Below are 19,196 nucleotides of genomic sequence, written 5' to 3' on the forward strand. Positions count from 1 at the left end.
AGGGAGAAGGGAGTAGCCGTAAGCCCCTCTCCCCCCGGGAGAGGGGTTGGGGTGAGAGTCCGGCGCGCAGCGACTCGTGGAGTTGGGTGCAGGAGGCTGCGCCCGTCCCCTCATCCGCCCCTCCGGGGCACCTTCTCCCGAAGGGAGAAGGGAGTAGCCGTAAGCCCCTCTCCCCCCGGGAGAGGGGTTGGGGTGAGAGTCCGGCGCGCAGCGACTCGCGGAGTTGGGTGCAGGAGGCTGCGCCCGTACCTTCATCTGCCCCTGCGGGGCACCTTCCCCCGAAAAGGGGGCCATGGTCCCGAGGGGCGATGGGAATAGCCGTAAGCCCCTCTCCCGTCGGGGGAGGGGTTGGGGTGAGGGTACGGCGCGCAGCGTCTCGCGCAGTTGGGTGCATGAGGCTACGCCGATGCCGGCGCGCGCTCACTCGCGTGCGGGCTCGCCGTCGCCGGGTGGCAGGACCTCCGGGACGTGCTGGTCGTAGTGCGCCAGCACCTCTTCGAAGCCGTAACGCGGTCGCCAGTCCAGCGCCTGCAGCGCCTGCTGTGCCGAGTAGACGCGGTCGATCCGCGTCGGCAGCGGCCAGCCGCGGCGCCGGAACGCGTCGACCAGCAACGGCGCGCGCTGCCGCAGCAGCGCCTGCGGGTCGAGGTGCAGCGCCTGGCAATCCTCGCGCAGGAACGGCGTGGCGCCGGAGACGACGAAGGTCGCTGCGACCGGGCCGGCATGGGCCAGTGCCGCCGCGTGCGCATCGGCGACGTCGCGCGCGTCGATGCCGCGGTGCAGGCGGAACACCGCCATCAGATTGGCCGGTTCGGGGAAGCAGCGCGACATGCGCAGGATGCGCACGCTCGGCCCGCCTTGGGCGGCCGCCTCGCGCAGCAGCGCTTCGGCCTCCAGCTTGGTGTGGTGATAGATGGTCTGCGGCTGCGGCGCCAGTTCTTCGTCGACCCAGGCGGCCGTGTCGACGGGGCTGGCGGCGCTGCCGTACAGCGCGGTGGTGCTGGTGAAGACGATGCGGCCGACGCCGGCCGCGCTCGCCGCATCGAGCACGCGGCGGGTGCCATCGACGTTGACCTGGCGGAACCTGGCTGCGCCGACGTGCGGCACATGCGGTGCGTGCAGCGCCGCGGTGTGCACCACCGCGTCCGCGCCCCGCATCGCACGCGCCAGCAGCGCGCTGTCGGCCAGGTCGCCGACCCAGGCGGCGGTGGAGGAGGGCGCGCTGTCGAAGCCGTCGACGCGGTGCTGCCGCGACAGGCGGATGTGGATCGCGCGGCCGATGCGGCCGCTGCTGCCGGTGACCACGACCTTCATGGGGACAGTTCCGATGGCTTGGAGGCTTTGCTCAGGGAGTGCGTTGCGGCGACTGCACGTGGGCGGCGACCGGCGGCGGGTCCGTCACGGCTCACTCCGGATCGTAGTCCAGGTTCGAGGCCAGCCAGCGCTCGGCCTGCAGCAGCGGCACGCCCTTGCGCCGCGCGTAGTCGGCGACCTGTTCCTTGGTCAGACGCCCGACCACGAAATACTGGCTCTGCGGATGGCTGAAGTAATAGCCGGACACCGCCGCGGTCGGCAGCATCGCGAAGCTTTCGGTCAGCGCCATGCCGGCGTTGCGTTCGGCGTCGAGCAGCGCGAACAGGGTCTTCTTCTCGCTGTGCTCGGGACAGGCCGGATAGCCGGGGGCAGGGCGGATGCCGCGGTACTTCTCGGCGATCAGCGCCTCGTTGTCCAGCGCCTCGTCGGCGACATAGCCCCAGAATTCGCGGCGTACGCGCTGGTGCAGGCGCTCGGCCAAGGCCTCGGCCAGGCGATCGGCCAGCGCCTTGAGCAGGATCGCGTTGTAGTCGTCGTGCGCGGCCTCGAACCGCGCCACGTGCGGCTCGATGCCGATGCCGGCGGTGACCGCGAACGCCCCGATCCAGTCCTGCTTGCCGCTGTCCTTGGGCGCGATGAAATCGGCCAGGCAGAAATCGGGCCGTTCGACCGGCTTGTCGACTTGTTGGCGCAGGAAATGCAGGAGAAGCCGGGATTGGGGATTGGGGATTGGGGATTGGGCGGGCTGTTGCGAATCTCCAATCCCGACTCCCGAATCCCGGTGATCCTCCAGGATCACCTCCACATCGTCGCCCACGCTATTCGCCGGCCACAGCCCGAACACCGCCTTGGCGGTCAGCCACTTCTCGGCGACGATGCGCTTGAGCATCGCGCGCGCGTCGCGGTACAGCTCGCTGGCCTGGCTGCCGACGACCGCGTCGCTGAGGATCGCCGGGAACTTGCCGGCCAGTTCCCAGGCCTGGAAGAACGGGGTCCAGTCGATCAGGTCGATCAGCTCGGGCAGCGGATAGTCGTCGAACACGTGCAGGCCCGGCTGCTTCGGCACCGGCGGCGTGTAGGCGTCCCAGCCGCCGTCGAAGCGCTGCGCGCGCGCCTTTTCCAGCGACACCAGGCGCTTGGCGTCGCCACGGTTCTTGTGGCGCTGGCGGATCTCGGCGTAGTCGGCGTCGTTGGCGGCGACGAACGCGGCGCGCAGGTCCTTGGAGATCAGCGACTGGGCCACGCCGACCGCGCGCGAGGCGTCCTTGACCCACACCGTCGGCGCGCCGTAATGCGGGTCGATCTTCAGCGCGGTGTGCGCACGCGAGGTGGTGGCGCCGCCGATCAGCAACGGCATCGAGAAGCCCTGCCGCTGCATCTCGCGGGCGACGTGGCTCATCTCCTCCAGCGACGGGGTGATCAGCCCGGACAGGCCGATGATGTCGGCGTTCTCGGCGCGCGCGCGGTCGAGGATGGTCTGGGTCGGCACCATCACCCCCAGGTCGATCACGTCGAAATTGTTGCAGGCCAGGACCACGCCGACGATGTTCTTGCCGATGTCGTGCACGTCGCCCTTGACCGTGGCCATGATGATCTTGCCGTTGGACTTGCCGGTGTCGCCGGTGCGCAGCTTTTCCGCCTCGATGTACGGCAGCAGGTAGGCCACCGCCTTCTTCATCACCCGCGCCGACTTGACCACCTGCGGCAGGAACATCTTGCCGGCGCCGAACAGGTCGCCGACCACATTCATGCCGTCCATCAGCGGGCCTTCGATCACGTCCAGCGGGCGCGTGGACTGTTGCCGCGCTTCCTCGGTATCGAATTCCACGTAGGCGTCCACGCCGTGCACCAGCGCGTGCGCCAGCCGCGCGCGCACCGGCTTCTCGCGCCAGCTCAGGTCCTCGACGCTGCTCTGGCCCTTCTTGCCCTTGTAGCGCTCGGCGATCTCCAGCAGGCGCTCGGTGCCGTCGCGGCGGCGGTTGAGGATCACGTCCTCCACCCGTTCGCGCAGGTCCGGGTCGAGGTCGTCGTAGATCGGCATGCCGCCGGCGTTGACGATGCCCATGTCCATGCCCGCGGCGATCGCGTGGTACAGGAACACCGAATGGATCGCCTGGCGCACGGTCTCGTTGCCGCGGAACGAGAACGACACGTTGGACACGCCGCCGGACACGTGGCAATGCGGCAGGGTCTTGCGGATGATGCGGGTGGCCTCGATGAAGTCCACCGCGTAGTTGTCGTGTTCCTCGATGCCGGTGGCCACGGCGAAGATGTTCGGGTCGAAGATGATGTCTTCCGGCGGGAAGCCGACCTGCTCGGTCAGGATCCGGTAGGCGCGGCTGCAGATCTCGACCTTGCGCGCGCAGGTGTCGGCCTGGCCCTGCTCGTCGAACGCCATCACCACCGCGGCGGCGCCGTAGCGCAGCACCTTGCGCGCGTGCTCGACGAACACCGCCTCGCCTTCCTTCAGCGAGATCGAGTTGACCACGCTCTTGCCCTGCAGGCACTTCAGCCCGGCCTCGATCACGCTCCACTTGGAGGAGTCGACCATGATCGGGATGCGCGCGATGTCCGGCTCGGACATGATCAGGTTGAGAAAGCGGGTCATCGCCTTCTCCGAATCGATCAGGCCCTCGTCCATGTTGACGTCGAGGATCTGCGCGCCGCTGGCGACCTGCTGGCGCGCCACCTCCACCGCCTCCTCGTAGCGTTCTTCCTTGACCAGCTTGCGGAACTGCGCGCTGCCGGTGACGTTGGTGCGCTCGCCGACGTTGACGAACAGCAGGTCCGGGGTCAGCAGCAGCGGCTCCAGGCCGGACAGGCGGGTAATGCGGACGGACATGGGCTCAGCCTTTCGGGATCGTTGCCGCGGCCGCGCGCGCGCGACCGACGGGCGCAGCGCACACCGGACGGCGCGCGTGCACTGCGAATGCGTGAAGCGATAGCGGACGCGCGCGCATCTCAGGCGGCCTGTGCCTGGGCCTGCGCCGCCAGCGGCGTGCGCGGACGCAGCCCGCGCATCGCCTCGGCGATCGCCTGGATATGCGCCGGGGTGGTGCCGCAGCAGCCTCCGACCAGGTTCAGCAGGCCGGATTCGGCAAACTCCTTCAGCGTCGCCGCCATTTCCTCCGGGGTCTCGTCGTACTCGCCGAAGGCGTTGGGCAGGCCGGCGTTGGGATGCGCGCTGACGTAGCCGTCGGCGATCCGCGCCAGCGTCTCCACGTGCGGGCGCAGGTCGCTGGCGCCGAGCGCGCAGTTCAATCCCACCGACAGCGGCCGGCCGTGCGCGACCGAGGCGTAGAACGCCTCGGCGGTCTGCCCAGACAGGGTGCGCCCGGAGGCATCGGTGATGGTGCCGGAGATCATCACCGGCAGCCGCCCGCCGCGCGCGTCGAACACTTCCTCGATCGCGTACAGCGCCGCCTTGGCGTTGAGCGTGTCGAAGATGGTTTCCACCATCAGCGTGTCGGCGCCGCCGTCGATCAGGCCCTCGACCGCTTCGCGGTAGGTGCCGCGCAGTTCGTCGAAGCTGGTGTTGCGGAAGCCGGGATCGTTGACGTCGGGGCTGATCGAGGCGGTGCGGCTGGTCGGGCCGAGCACGCCGATGACGAAGCGCGGCTTGTCCGGGGTGAGCGCCTCGACCGCGTCGCAGCACGCGCGCGCGACCTGCGCGCCGGCCTTGTTCAATTCGTAGACCAGATGTTCCAGGTGGTAGTCGGCCTGGCTGATCGAGGTGGCGTTGAAGGTGTTGGTTTCCAGCAGGTCGGCGCCGGCGTCGAGGTAGGCGCGATGGATGCCGGCGATCACTTCCGGCCGCGACAGCAGCAACAGGTCGTTGTTGCCCTTCAGGTCGTGGCCCTGCGGCGCGTGGTCGCAGCCGGGTCCGTGCACGTGCGCGCCGTCGTAGCCGGCGGCGAAGCGCTCGCCGCGGTAGTCGGCTTCCTGCAGGTCGTGGCGCTGGATCATGGTGCCCATCGCACCGTCGATGATCAGGATGCGTTCGGACAGCGCCTGCAGCAGCGTCTGCGTGCGCTGCGGATGCAGCCAGGGGACCTGGGATTGGGAAGAAACGTCAGAGATGCTCACGCGCCTGCTCCTGCCTTTGCCTTTGCGATTGCCGAATCCCCATTCCCGAATCCCGGCTTCACCGCAATCAACGAAATCACCTCGAAATGCGGCGGCCGCTTCTCGCGGGTCACGGTTTCCAGGCTGGACACGTCCAGCCCTGCCTTGTCGACGAACTTGCGCAGTTCCTTGGAGGCGAAGCCCAGGTTGACGTGGCCGTAGGCCTGCACCGCGGCCTTGTGTTCGTGGCGGGCGAGGCTGCACAGCAGCAGGCGCCCGCCGGGGCGCAGCACCCGCGCCGATTCGGCCACCGCCTGCGCCGGCTTGGCCGCGTAGGTCAGCGCGTGCATCATCACCACCAGGTCGAAGCTGGCGTCGGCGAACGGCAGCGCGTGCATGTCGCCTTCGCGCACTTCCACGTTGCCGAGCCGGCGCAGGCGTTCGCTGGCCGCGGCCACCACCCGTGCGCTGGTGTCGATGCACACGTAGCGGCGCGCATGCGGGGCCACCAGTTCGGCCAGCACGCCGTCGCCGGAGGCGATGTCGAGCACGTCGCCGGTTTCCAGCAGCGGCAACGCGGTGCGCGCCAGCGCTTCCCAGGTGCGCCCGGGCGAGTAGTGGCGCTCCATGTCGCCGGCCACCGAGTCGGCCCAGTTCTGGTCGGCGGCGCGGTTGGCCAGCACCGCGGCCACGCGCTCGGCGTCCTGGCGCAGCAGCGGATCGTCGCTGCCGGTGCTCAGCGCCAGCCACAGCGCGCGCTGCGCCGGGTCCAGCTGCGCCTCGTCGAAGCGGTAGTAGGCCGACACGCCGGCGCGGCGGTCGCGCACCAGCCCGGCCTCCTTCAGCTTGGCCAGGTGGGTGGACACGCGCGGTTGCGCCAGCCGGGTGATCGCCGACAGCTCGGCCACGGTCAGCTCTTCCTGCTCCAGCAAGGCCAGCAGGCGCACCCGGGTCGCATCGGCGAACACCTTCAGCCGGGTCGACCAGTCCTCCAGATCCATAATATCTTCCTATCGCGATATAGAGATATTCTGGTCCCGCGGACGCATCGGGTCAAGTCGTGCACACGCCTGCGTATGGTCTGGGTGGCTACAATGGCGCACCAGACAGCCCGGGAGGGGTTCTACGTGGATTTCAGCTTTACTGAAGAGCAATTGATGATCCAGGACGTGGCGCGACGCATCGCCCAGGAACGGATCGCCCCGAGCGCCGAGCATCACGACCGCACCGGCGAGTTCCCGCTGGAGAACATCCGCCTGCTCGGCGAGAACGGCCTGATGGGCATCGAGGTGCCGGAGGAATACGGCGGCGCCGGCATGGACCCGATCGCCTACGTGCTGGCGATGGTCGAGATCGCCGCCGGCGACGCCGCCCATTCCACCATCGTGTCGGTCAACAACTCGCTGTTCTGCGCCGGCATCCTCAAGAACGGCAACGAGGCGCAGAAGCAGAAGTACGTGCGCGCGATCGCCGACGGCAGCCACATCGGCGCGTTCGCGCTGACCGAGCCGCAGTCCGGCTCCGACGCCACCGCGATGCGTTGCCGTGCGGTGCGCCAGGACGACGGCAGCTTCGTGATCAACGGCAAGAAGAGCTGGATCACCTCCGGCCCGGTCGCCAAGTACATCGTGCTGTTCGCGGTCACCGACCCGGAGCAGGGCTCGCGCGGCATCACCGCGTTCGTGATCGACACCGACAAGCCCGGCTTCCACCGCGGCAAGACCGAGCCCAAGCTCGGCATCCGCGCCTCGGCCACCTGCGAGATCGAGTTCCAGGACTACGTGGCGAGCCCGGACGAGGTCCTGGGTGCGCCGGGCGAGGGCTTCAAGATCGCGATGAGCGTGCTCGACGCCGGCCGCATCGGCATCGCCTCGCAGGCGATCGGCATCGCCCGCGCCGCCTACCAGGCCACCCTGGACTACGTGAAGGAGCGCAAGGCGTTCGGCTCGCCGATCGGCGCGTTCCAGATGACCCAGGCCAAGATCGCCGACATGAAGTGCAAGCTCGACGCGTCGCTGCTGCTGACGCTGCGCGCGGCATGGGTGAAGGGGCAGGGCCAGCGCTTCACCACCGAAGCCTCGGTGGCCAAGCTGACCGCGTCCGAAGCGGCGATGTGGATCACCCACCAGGCGGTGCAGATCCATGGCGGCATGGGCTACTCGAAGGAAATGCCGCTGGAGCGCTATTTCCGCGACGCCAAGATCACCGAGATCTACGAAGGCACCTCTGAAATCCAGCGCTTGGTGATCGCCCGCAACGAGACCGGATTGCGTTGAGCTGGGAATAGGGAGTCGGGAATGGGGAATCGGACCGGCGCTGCGGCAGGCAGTGCCGGAACCGGCAAAAAAAAAGCGGCCGATAAGGCCGCTTTTTTTGTTTGCAGGAACCTGAGGCTCTCAAGGACCCGGGATTCCTGACGAATCCCGACTCCCCAATCCCCAATCCCGGCCCCTCACCGATCCGGCTGGTTCCGGTTCTGCCCTTCCTGCTGGATCGCCACGTACTCCTTCGACGGCTCGTCCAGCTTGTCGCCGAGCATGCGCCGCACCACCACGAAGAACAGCGGGATGAACAGCACGCCGAGCAAGGTGGCGAACACCATGCCGCCGATCACGCCGGTGCCGATCGAGTGGCGCGCGTTGGCGCCGGCGCCGCTGGAGATCGCCATCGGCAGCACGCCGAGGATGAACGCGAACGAGGTCATCAGGATCGGACGGAAGCGCAGGTGCGCCGCCTCCGTGGCCGCTTCGCGCAGGGTCTTGCCCGCCGCGCGCTGCTCCACCGCGAACTCCACGATCAGGATCGCGTTCTTCGCCGCCAGGCCGATCACCGTGATCATGCCGATCTTGAAGTAGATGTCGTTCGGCAGGCCGCGCAGCAGCGAGAAGGTGATCGCGCCGAGCACGCCGATCGGCACCACCAGCAGTACCGAGACCGGGATCGACCAGCTCTCGTACAGCGCCGCCAGGCACAGGAACACCACCACGATCGACAGCACCAGCAGCAGCGTGGCGCTGTTGCCGGCGATGATCTCCTGGTACGACATGCCGCTCCAGTCGAAGCCGAAGCCCGGCGGCAGGTCGTTGTTGACGATCTCCTCCATCGCGCTCATCGCCTGGCCGGAACTGCCGCCCGGGGCCGGGTTGCCGACCACGTTGACCGCCGAATAGCCGTTGTAGCGGCTCAGCGACGGCGAGCTGTAGATCCAGTTCGACTTCACCACCGTGCTCAGCGGGATCATCTGCGGCAGGCCGTCGCTGTCGGTGGCGCTGCTGCTGGGCACGTAGAAGTTGCGCAGCGACTCCGGACCGGTGCGGAACGGCGCGTCGGCCTGCATGTTGACGCGCTTGATGCGGCCTTCGTAGAAGAAGTCGTTGACGTACACCGGCGCCAGCATCATCTGGATCGACTGGTAGATGTCGCTGACCGACAGGCCCATCGACTGCGCCTGCACGCGGTCCACGCTCAACTGCAGCTGCGGCGCGTTCTCCAGGCCGTTGGGGCGTACCCCGGCCAGCGCGTCCTGGCGCGCGGCGGCCTTGCCGAGCAGGATGTTGCGCGCCTGGGTCAGCGCTTCCTCGCCGGCGCCGGTGCGGTCCTGCAGCCACATGTCGAAGCCGCCGAACTGGCCCAGCCCGTTCACCGTGGGCAGGTTGACCACGAAGATCTGCGCGCCCTTGATGCCGTAGAACATCCCGTTCAACTGCTGGATCAGGTCGGTGGCGGTGACGTCGCGGTCGGCCCACGGCTTGAGCCGGATGAAGCCCATGCCGACGTTCTCGCCGCGGCCCAGGAAGCTGAAGCCGGCCACCTGCAGCATGCCTTCCACGGCCTTCTGCTGCTGCAGCACGCCGCGCATCTGCGCGAACACCTCGTTGGTGCGGCCGACCGTGGCGCCCGGCGGCAACTGCACGATCGCCAGCGCGAAGCCCTGGTCTTCCTCGGGCAGGAAGCTGCCGGGCATGCGCGTGAACAGGAAGCCGCACAGCACCACCAGCAACGCGAACACCGCCATCCAGCGCGGCGCGCGGCGGATGGTGCCGCCGACCGCGGCGACGTAGCGGTGCGCCAGCTTGTCGTAGTACTTGTTGAAGTTGCGGTACACCCAGTTCGGGTTCTCGTTGTGGGTGGCCTTCAGGAACGCCGCGCACAGCGCCGGGGTGAAGCTCAGCGCCAGGAACGCCGAGAACCCCATCGCCATGGCGATGGTGATCGCGAACTGCTTGTAGATCGCGCCGGCCGCGCCGGGCTGCATCGCCGAGGGGATGAACACCGCCGCCAGCACCACGGTGATCGCCACCACCGCGCCGGTGATCTGGGTCATCGCCTTCTGCGTGGCCGCCTTCGGCGCCAGGTGCTCTTCGGACATGATGCGTTCGACGTTCTCGATCACCACGATCGCGTCGTCGACCACGATGCCGATCGCCAGCACCATCGCGAACAGGGTCAGCTGGTTGATGGTGAAGCCGATCACCCACATGCCCAGGAAGGTGCCCAGCAGCGCCACCGGGATCACCAGGGTGGGGATGATGGTGGCGCGGAAGTTCTGCAGGAACACCAGCATCACCAGGAACACCAGCACGATCGCCTCGGCCAGGGTCTTGACCACTTCCTCGATCGAGATCCGCACGAAGGTGGTGCTTTCGTACGGGGTGAACCAGCTCACGCCCTGCGGGAAGCTCGGCTGCAGCTCGTCCATCTTGGCCTTGACCGCCTCGGACACGCTCAGCGCATTGGCGCCGGGCAGCAGCTGGATCGCGAACGCGCCGGTCGGCTTGCCGTTGTACTGGGTGTCGAAGCCGAAGCTGGTCGGGCCGAACGCGACCCGCGCCACGTCCTTCAGCCGCACCACGCTGCCGTTGCTGTCCGCGCGCAGGATGATGTTCTCGAACTGCTCGGGCGAGCTGAAGCGGCCTTCGGCGGTGACCGTGGCGGTGAACGACTGCCCGGACGGGGCCGGATCGGAGCCGATCGAGCCGGCGGCGAACTGCACGTTCTGCGCGCTGATCGCGTTGTACACCTGGCTCGGCGACAGGTGATAGCCCTGCAGCTTTTCCGGGTTCAGCCAGATGTCCATCGCGTATTCGGCGCCGAACTGCTGGGTGCTGCCGACGCCGGGCACGCGCGAGATCTGCTCCAGCACGCGCGAGCCGACGATGTCGTTGAGCGCGCTGCGGTCGATCGACGGGTTTTCCGAGCGCAGCGCGATCACGCTGAGGAAGCCGGCGTTGGCCTTGGCCACCACTACGCCCTGCGCGGTCACTTCCGAGGGCAGGCGCGGCGTCGCCAGCGACACCTTGTTCTGCACCTGCACCTGGGCGATGTCGGCATTGGTGCCGGTCTCGAAGGTCAGGGTGACGGTGGCGGTACCGCTGGAGGAGGACGAGGAGCTGAAGTACAGCAGGTGATCGATGCCGGTCAGCTGCTGCTCGATCACCTGGGTGACCGAGCGCTCGGTGGTGTCGGCGCTGGCGCCGGGGTAGGTCGCGGTGACGGTGACCTGCGGCGGCGCGATCGAGGGATAGGATTCGACGCCGAGGTTGAGGATGGCGATCACGCCGCTGAGCGAGATCAGGATCGCCACCACCCAGGCGAAGACCGGGTGTTCGATGAAGAACTTAGGCATGGCGGGGGTCCGTTACTGCTGCTCGGGCTTGGAATCGGCCGCGGCGGCCGGCGTGTCGCCGCTCGCTGCGCCCTGCGGTTGGCCGGCGGCCTTGTCCTGCGGCGCGGCGCCGGCGGGCGCCTGGCCCTGCGGCGCGGCGCCGCCCGGGGCCTGGCCCGGAGCGCCCGGGGTCCACGGCGTGGCCTTGGCCGGCGCGCCTTCCTTGGCCTTCTGCAGGCCGGAGACGATGACCTGGTCGCCGGTGGCCAGGCCGGAACCGACGATCCACTTGCCTTCCTGCTGGCCGACCGTGACCACGTCCTTGCGCAGCACCTTGCCGTCCTTGCCGACCACCAGCGCGTAGGCGCCCTTGGCGTCGCGCTGGATCGCTTCCTGCGGGATCAGGTAAGCGTTGTTGCGCTGGCCCAGGTTGGCGGCGAAGCTGACGAACGCGCCGGGCAGCAGCACCCGGTCCGGATTGGGCAGCAGGGCGCGCAGGGTCACCGAGCCGGTGCTCGGGTCGACCGCGGTATCGGAGAAGTCCAGCGTGCCGGACTGCGCATAGACGCTGCCGTCGCCGAGCTTGACCTGCACGGTCGACTTGCCCTCGTCGTTCAGCGCCACGTTGCCCTGGGTCTGCGCCTGGCGCAGCTGCGCCAGTTCGTCCGAACTCATCGAGAAGTTCACGTACAGCGGGTCGAGCTGGTCGATCGTGGTCAGCAGGGTGGTGTCGCCCTGGCCGACCAGCGCGCCTTCGGTGACCTGCTGCTTGCCGGCGCGGCCGGCGATCGGCGCGGTGACGGTGGCGTAGCCCAGGTTGATGCGTGCGGTGTCCACCGCGGCGCGCGCCTGCTGCACCGATGCGGCCGAGGTGCGTTCGGTGGCCTCGGCGGTGTCCAGGTCGGACTTGGACACGTAGGCCTGCGGCGCCAGGCTGCGCGCGCGGGTGGCGGCGACCTTGGCGTTGGCGTAGGTGGCCTCGGCCGCGGCCAGCTGGCCCTGCGCCGACGCCAGCGAGGCGCGCAGCGGCGCCGGATCGATCTGGAACAGCGGCTGGCCTTCCTTCACGTCGGTGCCTTCGGTGTACAGGCGCTTTTCCAGCACCCCGGCCACGCGGGCGCGCACGTCGGCGCTGCGGTAGGCGGACAGGCGCCCGACCATGTCGCGCTGCAACGGCAGCGTCTGCGGCTTGGCTTCCAGCACGCCCACTTCCGGCGGCGGCATGGCCTGCTGTTCTTCTTGTTTCTTGCAGGACGCCAACACCACCACGACGGCGCAGGCCAGGGCGAGAGAACGCAACGGGGAGGTCATCGGGTGGTACTCCGGTCTGGTGTCGAAAACGAAAGGGAAGGGGCAGGGGGCGCGGCGAACGCGCGCAGGAAACCGTCGACGGCGAATTCGGCCCAGGCGCGCTGCGCGGCGGCGTCGCTGCGATGGGCGGTATGGAAGCGTTGGCGCTCGAAATCCATCCCGACGATCATGCTCAACAGCAGTTCGGCCATGAAGTGCGGATCGTCATGGCGCAGCTGGCCGGCGGCCACCGCCAGTTGCAGGCGTTCGCTCAGGCGCTGCATCAGCGCCTCGGCGCTGTCGCGGAACAGCGCGCGGACCTGCTCGGGGAAATGCCGCGATTCGGCCGCGATCAGCTGGCAGCTCTGCAGCACGCTCGGCTCGGACAGCTGCTCCAGGTACTCGCGGGCGAAGCGCAGCAGGCTGCCGCGCAGTTCGCCCTGCGCCGGACCCAGGTGCGTGGCGCTCAGTTCGGTATGGTCCTGCATCACCCGCTGCAGCAGGTCCTGCTTGCTGCGGTAGCGGCTGTACAGGGTCTGCTTGGAGCAGCCGGCGCGGGCGGCCACCGCATCCATGCTCAGGCGCATGCCGGCTTCGGCCAACAGTTCGCGCACGGCGGCGTACACGCGCTGATCGCGCGCCTGAGGCAGGCGGGACGGGGCAGGGGAGGCGGTCATTGAATGTGGACTATACCGTCCAGTTTAGAATTGGAACAGCCTTGACATCGGCGCGCCGATCGCGACAAGTCCCGGCATCGGCGACGCTCCACTGCACGAAGTTATGACGGCGTGACGGCGGCGCGCGCGACTTTGCCCGATATGGCGCGTCGTTTCGTTCCCGGCGCTGGTTTGCGCCATGCAGCAAGGTAGTTGAACGCGCCACCGGTACAATTCTGGCTTTCCCAACGAGCATCGTTGTTGCTCCCCGTCATGAAACCCAAATCAGACGCTTCCCGTTCCAGCACGTCCTCGGCCGGATCCTCCAGCAAGTCCGCGTCCAAGCCCGCTTCCCCCTCGTCCAAGGCGTCCGCCAAGCCGTCGGCCAAGCAGGCCAAGGCCGCACCGGTCGCGAACAAGCGCGGCGCGGCGCGCGCCACCGCCAATTCGCGGGTGATCGACGCCGTGCCGGCCGCTTCCGCCGGCGGCTTCAGCCTGGAGCCGGTGTACGCGGCCCTGCGCCAGCGCTACCCGGGCGGCCGCCAGGCCGAGGCGCAGGCCTTCGCCGAGGAGTTCTACAAGCGCATGGAGGAGGACGAGTTCCCCCACCACAGCGCGCAGGAATGGGCCGCGCTGGCGGCGTCGATGCTGGAGTTCGCGCGCAAGCGCAAGACGGGCACGTTCAACGTGCGGGTGTTCAATCCGAGCCTGAAGGAAGACGGCTGGGAGTCCTCGCGCACGGTGCTGCAGATCGTCAACGACGACATGCCGTTCCTGGTGGATTCGGTGAGCATGGCGCTGTCGGAGCTGGGCATCGGCGTGCACGTGCTCGGCCACCCGGTGCTGCGCATGAGCCGCGACAAGGGCGGCAAGCTGGAGACGGTCGGCGAGGGCAAGCCGGAATCGCTGATGCTGCTGGAGATCGACCGGCAGCCGCCGGAGGACATGCCGCGGGTGGACGCGGCGATCCAGCGCATCCTCGGCGAGGTGCGCAACATCGTGCGCGACTGGAGCGGCATGCGCGAGAAGATGCTGACCCTGGCCGACGACCTGACCACGCGGCGCCTGCCGGTGGACGACAAGGGCCGGCGCGAGGCGCAGGAATTCCTGCGCTGGGCCGCGGCCGACCATTTCACCTTCTTCGGCTACCGCGAATACCGGGTCGAGAAGCAGGGCGGCGAAGACGTGCTGGCGCCGCTGGAGGACAGCGGCCTGGGCCTGCTGCGCGGCCACGACAAGTCGCCGGCGCGGCCGGTGCGCACGCTGGCCGCGCACGGCCTCAGCGAATCGGGGATCAAGGAAGCGCTGATCCTGACCAAGACCAACGCGCGCTCGCGGGTGCACCGCAGCGGCTACATGGACTACATCGGCGTGCTGGAGTTCGACGCCAAGGGCCGCATCGTCGCCGAGCAGCGTTTCCTCGGCCTGTTCACGTCCAGCGCCTACAACCGCCGGCCGTGGGAGATCCCGCTGGTGCGCGAGCGCCACGACTACGTGATGCGCAAGTCCGGGCTGACCCCGAGCAGCCATAGCGGCAAGGCGCTGCGCCACATCCTGGAGACGCTGCCGCGCGAGGAACTGTTCCAGTCCAACGAGGAGGAGCTGTACCGCACCGCGATGGGCATCCTCGGCCTGCAGGAGCGGGTGCGCAGCCGCCTGTTCCTGCGCCGCGACAAGTACGGCCGCTTCATTTCCGCACTCGTGTACATCCCGCGCGAGCGCTTCAACACCGACGTGCGCCTGCGCATCGAGGCCCTGCTGAAGGACGCGCTGCACGGCGAATACATCGATTCCAGCGTGGTGCTGGGCGAATCGCCGCTGGCGCAGCTGCACCTGATCGTGCGGCCCAAGCCCGGCGAAGCGCTGGAATTCGATACCACCGAACTGGAAGCGCGCCTGGCGCACCTGCTGCGCAACTGGCAGGACGACCTGCGCGAGGCGCTGGTCGCCAGCCGCGGCGAGCGCGACGGCCTGCGCCTGGCGGCCAACTACGGCCGCGCGCTGCCGGCCGGCTACATCGAGGAATCGACCGCGCAGATCGCCGCGCGCGACGTCGAGCGCCTGGCCGCGCTGCGCGGCCCCGACGACCTGCACCTGAGCCTGCAGTCGCTGCGCCGCGACGGCGCCGACAGCCTGCGCCTGAAGCTGTACCGCCAGCGCGACGACCTGCCGCTGTCGGACGTGCTGCCGATGATGGAGAACCTGGGCCTGCGGGTGATCTCCGAACGCCCGTACCGGCTGACCGTGGACGGCACGCTGCTGTACATCCAGGACTTCGAAGTGGAGCCGCTGGCCGGCAGCATCGACGTCGAACGCGCCGACGCGCCGCTGTGCGAGGCGTTCGTGCGCATCTGGCGCGGCGATGCCGAGAACGACGGCTTCAACCGCCTGATCGTCGGCGCCGGCCTGGGCTGGCGCCAGGTGGCGATCCTGCGCGGCTACTGCAAATACCTGCTGCAGACCGGGGTGCCGTTCTCGCAGGCCTACGTCGAAGAGACCTGCACGCGCTATCCGTTGCTGGCACGGCTGCTGGTGGAACTGTTCGAAGCGCGTTTCGATCCGGCCACCGGCAACGAGAGCAAGGCGCAGATCGCCGACGGCCAGGCCGCGCTGACGGCGCAGCTGCACCTGCTGGCGGCCGGCGACGAAGGCGCGCTGAAGGCGCTGCAACCGGTGATCGACGCGCGCCGCGGCGACCGCGATGCGCAGCTGGAGGCGGCCAATGCCGCGCTGCTGAAGCTGTTCGACCAGGTCGCCAGCCTCGACGAGGACCGCATCCTGCGCAGCTTCAAGGGCGTGATCGAAGCGACCCTGCGCACCAGCTACTACCAGACCGGCAAGGACGGCGGCTTGGGCCACTGCATCAGCTTCAAGCTCGATTCGGCCAAGGTGCCGGAGCTGCCCAAGCCGCGCCCGTACCGCGAGATCTTCGTGTACGGCCCGCGCGTGGAAGGCGTGCACCTGCGCTTCGGCGCGGTGGCGCGCGGCGGCCTGCGCTGGTCCGACCGGCGCGAGGATTTCCGCACCGAGGTGCTGGGCCTGGTCAAGGCGCAGATGGTCAAGAACACGGTGATCGTGCCGGTCGGCGCCAAGGGCGGCTTCTTCTGCAAGCGCTCGCCCGCCGGTGGCGACCGCGACGCGGTGCTGGCCGAAGGCATCGCCTGCTACAAGCTGTTCATCCAGGGCCTGCTCGACATCACCGACAACATCGTCGGCGGCAAGATCGTGCCGCCGCCGCAGGTGGTGCGCCACGACCAGGACGATCCGTACCTGGTGGTCGCCGCCGACAAGGGCACCGCCACGTTCTCCGACATCGCCAACGGGCTGGCGATCGACCACGGCTTCTGGCTGGGCGACGCGTTCGCCTCCGGCGGCTCGGTCGGCTACGACCACAAGGGCATGGGCATCACCGCGCGCGGCGCCTGGGAGTCGGTCAAGCGCCACTTCCGCGCGCTGGGCCGCGATTGCCAGAGCGAGGACTTCAGCGTGGTCGGCATCGGCGACATGTCCGGCGACGTGTTCGGCAACGGCATGCTGCTGTCGCGGCACATCCGCCTGCTGGCCGCGTTCGACCACCGCCACATCTTCCTGGATCCGAATCCGGACCCCGCGGCCTCGTTCGCCGAGCGCGAGCGCCTGTTCAAGCTGCCGCGCTCCAGCTGGGCCGACTACGACGCCAAGCTGATCAGCGCCGGCGGCGGCCTCTATCCGCGCACGCTGAAGTCGATCGAGATCAGCGCGCCGGTGCGCGAGGCGCTGGGCCTGGAAGCGGGCGTCAAGCAGCTCTCGCCGAACGAGCTGATGAACGCGATCCTCAAGGCGCCGGTGGACCTGTTCTGGAACGGCGGCATCGGCACCTACGTCAAGGCCGCCAGCGAGACCCATGGCGACGTCGGCGACCGCGCCAACAACGGCCTGCGCGTCAACGGCGGCGAGCTGCGCTGCAGGATCGTCGGCGAAGGCGGCAACCTGGGCCTGACCCAGCTCGGCCGCATCGAGGCCGCGCAGGTCGGGGTGCTGCTCAACACCGACTTCATCGACAACTCGGCCGGCGTGGACACCTCCGACCACGAGGTCAACATCAAGATCCTGCTCAACGACGTGGTGCAGGCCAAGAAGCTGACCGTGGCGGCGCGCAACACGCTGCTGGCGTCGATGACCGACGAGGTCGCCGAGCTGGTGCTGTGGGACAACATCCGCCAGAACCAGGCGCTGAGCCTGATGGAGCGGATGAGCGTCAAGCGCCTGGGCTCCAAGCAGCACTTCATCCGCACCCTGGAAGCGCAGGGCCTGCTCGACCGGCAGATCGAATACCTGCCGTCGGACGCGGAGATTTCCGCGCGCAAGGCGCGCGGCCAGGGCCTGACCCGGCCGGAGCTGGCGGTGCTGCTGTCCTACTCCAAGCTGGTCGCGTTCCAGCAGCTGCTGGAATCGGACATTCCCGAGGACCCGTACCTGTCCAAGGAGCTGCAGCGCTACTTCCCGCAGCCGCTGCAGAAGAAGTACGCCGATGCGATGGAGCGGCACCGGCTGAAGCGCGAGATCATCGCCACCGCGGTCACCAACACCACCATCAACCGCATGGGCGCGACCTTCCTGATGCGCATGCAGGAAGACACCGGGCGCAGCATCGGCGAGGTGGCCAAGGCGTACACGATCAGCCGCGAGACGTTGGACGCGCGCGCGCTGTGGACGCAGATCGACGCGCTGGACGGGCAGGTGCCCGAGTCGGTGCAGATCGATGCGCTGGAAGTGATCTGGAAGCTGCAACGCGCGTTCGTGCGCTGGCTGTTGTTCCGTCCCGGTCCGATGCCCGGCATCACCGCGGCGGTGGAGCGCTACCACGAGCCGTTCAACGACATCCGCGTCGCCTCCGGCGTGCTGTCGGACTCGCAGCGTCCGCTGTACGAGGCGCTGGTGCAGGAATGGCAGGACAAGGGCCTGCCGCCGGCACTGGCGCAGCAGCTGTCGGAACTGCGCTTCCTGGAGCCGGCGTTCGACATCATCGAGATGGCGCGCACCCGCAAGCTCAAGCCGGTGGAGGTGTCGAAGGTGCATTTCCGCCTCGGCGAGGCCTTGCAGCTGCCGTGGCTGTTCGAGCAGATCGACGCGCTGGAGGTCAACGGCCGCTGGCATGCGGTGGCCCGCGGCGTGCTGCGCGACGAACTGGCCAAGCACCACAGCGTGTTGGCCGGGCAGGCCCTGGCGTTGCCGGGCGGCAATGCCGAGGCCAAGGTGCAGCAGTGGCTGCAGCGCGACGACAGCAGCCTGCGTTTCACCTTGAACATGCTGCAGGAGCTGTCGGCGCAGAAGGCGCTGGACTACCCGACCGTGTCGGTGGCGGTGCAGCGGCTGGGCCAGCTGGCGGCGCACGGGGTGTGACCCGTGCGCGGGCCCGCGACGCGGGCCTGACGCGCAGGTCGGCAGCGCCGGGCCCTGCGGCCCGGTCGCTGCGGCCGTCGCCATGCCTCTTTCACGAAAGGGGCGTGATCGCAGGCGTCGCGCTTGTCGCGATGCCGGCGCACGTCGCATGATGCCCATGGCCATGCGCGTGGGGCCGTTTGTCCTGGCGCTGGCCAGTCCGGTTCCCCGCGTACCGTCCGCTTCGCGTTCCGCGGCTTCGCGCCGGCAGAGACCATGCTCTACCTTCTGATTCCCGCGTTCGTCGTGCTGCTGCTGGTGCTCATGGCCCGGCGGCCTTCGCTGGAGGTGCGGCTGCAGCGTGCGTTGCAGCAACAGCGGCAAGGCAACCTGGCGCCGCTGCGCGCGCTGTCCAGGAAATCCTTCGGCGATGCCGCGTATGCCTGGTTTCTGCACCTGGATGCCAGCGGCGAGCCGGTCGCGGCGCTGGCCGCATTGAAGCGCGCGGTCTACGCCCGCACCTGGCTGGACAATCGCTTCAGCGTCGCCTACCGCGAATATGGCCGCCGTTGCTTTCTGGGCATCGGCACCGAACCGGATCATGCCGCGCTGCTGGCGCAATGGGGCGCGCGCGGCTGGCGCGAAGGCGCGGGCTGGGAACCCGAACTGGCCTGGATCCAGGCCTTTGGTCCGCAGCCATGCCGGGATGTCGCACGCGCCTGGTACTGGTTGTGTCTGGCCGATGCGCGGCAGGGCGAGGGCATGGGCGACATCAAGTCCGCGCAGCTGGCGCAGCAGGTCCGCGAACGCCTGATCGCCGTCGTGCCGGCGTCGGTCCGCCAGGACATGCAGGAACAGGCCGCGCGCACCGTCTACGACGATTACGCGTCCGGACGCTAGCGTCG

The 19,196-nt window shown here is 68.8% G+C and carries 10 protein-coding genes; 3 read left to right on the forward strand and 7 right to left on the reverse strand.

All coding sequences use genetic code 11. From position 1 onward, the window contains the following. Positions 1–420: 420 nt before the first annotated feature. The 4 genes from H9658_RS01265 to H9658_RS01280 form a co-directional block, all read right to left on the reverse strand. Positions 421–1,314, reverse strand: a complete 894-nt coding sequence (locus H9658_RS01265) for an NAD-dependent epimerase/dehydratase family protein (protein WP_191824076.1) — start codon at positions 1,312–1,314, stop codon at positions 421–423. A gap of 91 nt (positions 1,315–1,405) precedes the next feature. Then, on the reverse strand, positions 1,406–4,156 hold the full coding sequence (metH, locus tag H9658_RS01270) for a methionine synthase (RefSeq protein WP_191824077.1): 2,751 nt from the start codon (positions 4,154–4,156) through the stop codon (positions 1,406–1,408). Between the two features lie 119 nt (positions 4,157–4,275). Beyond that, on the reverse strand, positions 4,276–5,400 hold the full coding sequence (locus H9658_RS01275; RefSeq protein ID WP_191824078.1) for a homocysteine S-methyltransferase family protein: 1,125 nt from the start codon (positions 5,398–5,400) through the stop codon (positions 4,276–4,278). Then, a complete protein-coding gene (locus H9658_RS01280) occupies positions 5,397–6,380 on the reverse strand; it encodes an ArsR/SmtB family transcription factor (RefSeq protein ID WP_191824079.1) in 984 nt (327 codons plus the stop codon). Before H9658_RS01280 ends, H9658_RS01275 begins: the two co-directional genes overlap by 4 nt. A 93-nt stretch (positions 6,381–6,473) precedes the next feature. Between H9658_RS01280 and H9658_RS01285 the strand changes: the two genes are divergently transcribed. Next, positions 6,474–7,655, forward strand: a complete 1,182-nt coding sequence (locus H9658_RS01285) for an acyl-CoA dehydrogenase family protein (RefSeq protein WP_191824080.1) — start codon at positions 6,474–6,476, stop codon at positions 7,653–7,655. A 176-nt stretch (positions 7,656–7,831) separates the two neighbouring features. Here H9658_RS01285 and H9658_RS01290 read toward each other — a convergent pair whose 3' ends face one another. Genes H9658_RS01290 through H9658_RS01300 form a run of 3 tightly spaced genes read right to left on the reverse strand, consistent with a single transcriptional unit; the run spans position 7,832 to position 12,951 of the window. Beyond that, positions 7,832–11,005 (reverse strand): multidrug efflux RND transporter permease subunit, encoded by a 3,174-nt coding sequence (locus H9658_RS01290; protein WP_191824081.1) that lies wholly within the window; start codon positions 11,003–11,005, stop codon positions 7,832–7,834. Positions 11,006–11,017: 12 nt separating this feature from the next. After that, a complete protein-coding gene (locus H9658_RS01295) occupies positions 11,018–12,295 on the reverse strand; it encodes an efflux RND transporter periplasmic adaptor subunit (protein WP_191824082.1) in 1,278 nt (425 codons plus the stop codon). Then, a complete protein-coding gene (locus tag H9658_RS01300) occupies positions 12,292–12,951 on the reverse strand; it encodes a TetR/AcrR family transcriptional regulator (RefSeq protein ID WP_185823849.1) in 660 nt (219 codons plus the stop codon). The genes H9658_RS01295 and H9658_RS01300 overlap by 4 nt, the downstream gene beginning before the upstream one ends. 252 nt (positions 12,952–13,203) lie before the next feature. Here H9658_RS01300 and H9658_RS01305 point away from each other — a divergent pair, with 252 nt between their 5' ends. Continuing rightward, complete coding sequence (locus H9658_RS01305; RefSeq protein ID WP_191824083.1) at positions 13,204–18,312, forward strand: NAD-glutamate dehydrogenase; 5,109 nt, start codon at positions 13,204–13,206, stop codon at positions 18,310–18,312. A gap of 255 nt (positions 18,313–18,567) precedes the next feature. Further along, positions 18,568–19,191, forward strand: coding sequence for a hypothetical protein (locus tag H9658_RS01310; RefSeq protein WP_191824084.1), 624 nt, complete (start codon positions 18,568–18,570; stop codon positions 19,189–19,191). The last annotated feature ends 5 nt before the right edge of the window (positions 19,192–19,196 follow it).

The organism is Xanthomonas bonasiae, from assembly GCF_014836395.1.
GTDB lineage: Bacteria > Pseudomonadota > Gammaproteobacteria > Xanthomonadales > Xanthomonadaceae > Xanthomonas_A > Xanthomonas_A bonasiae.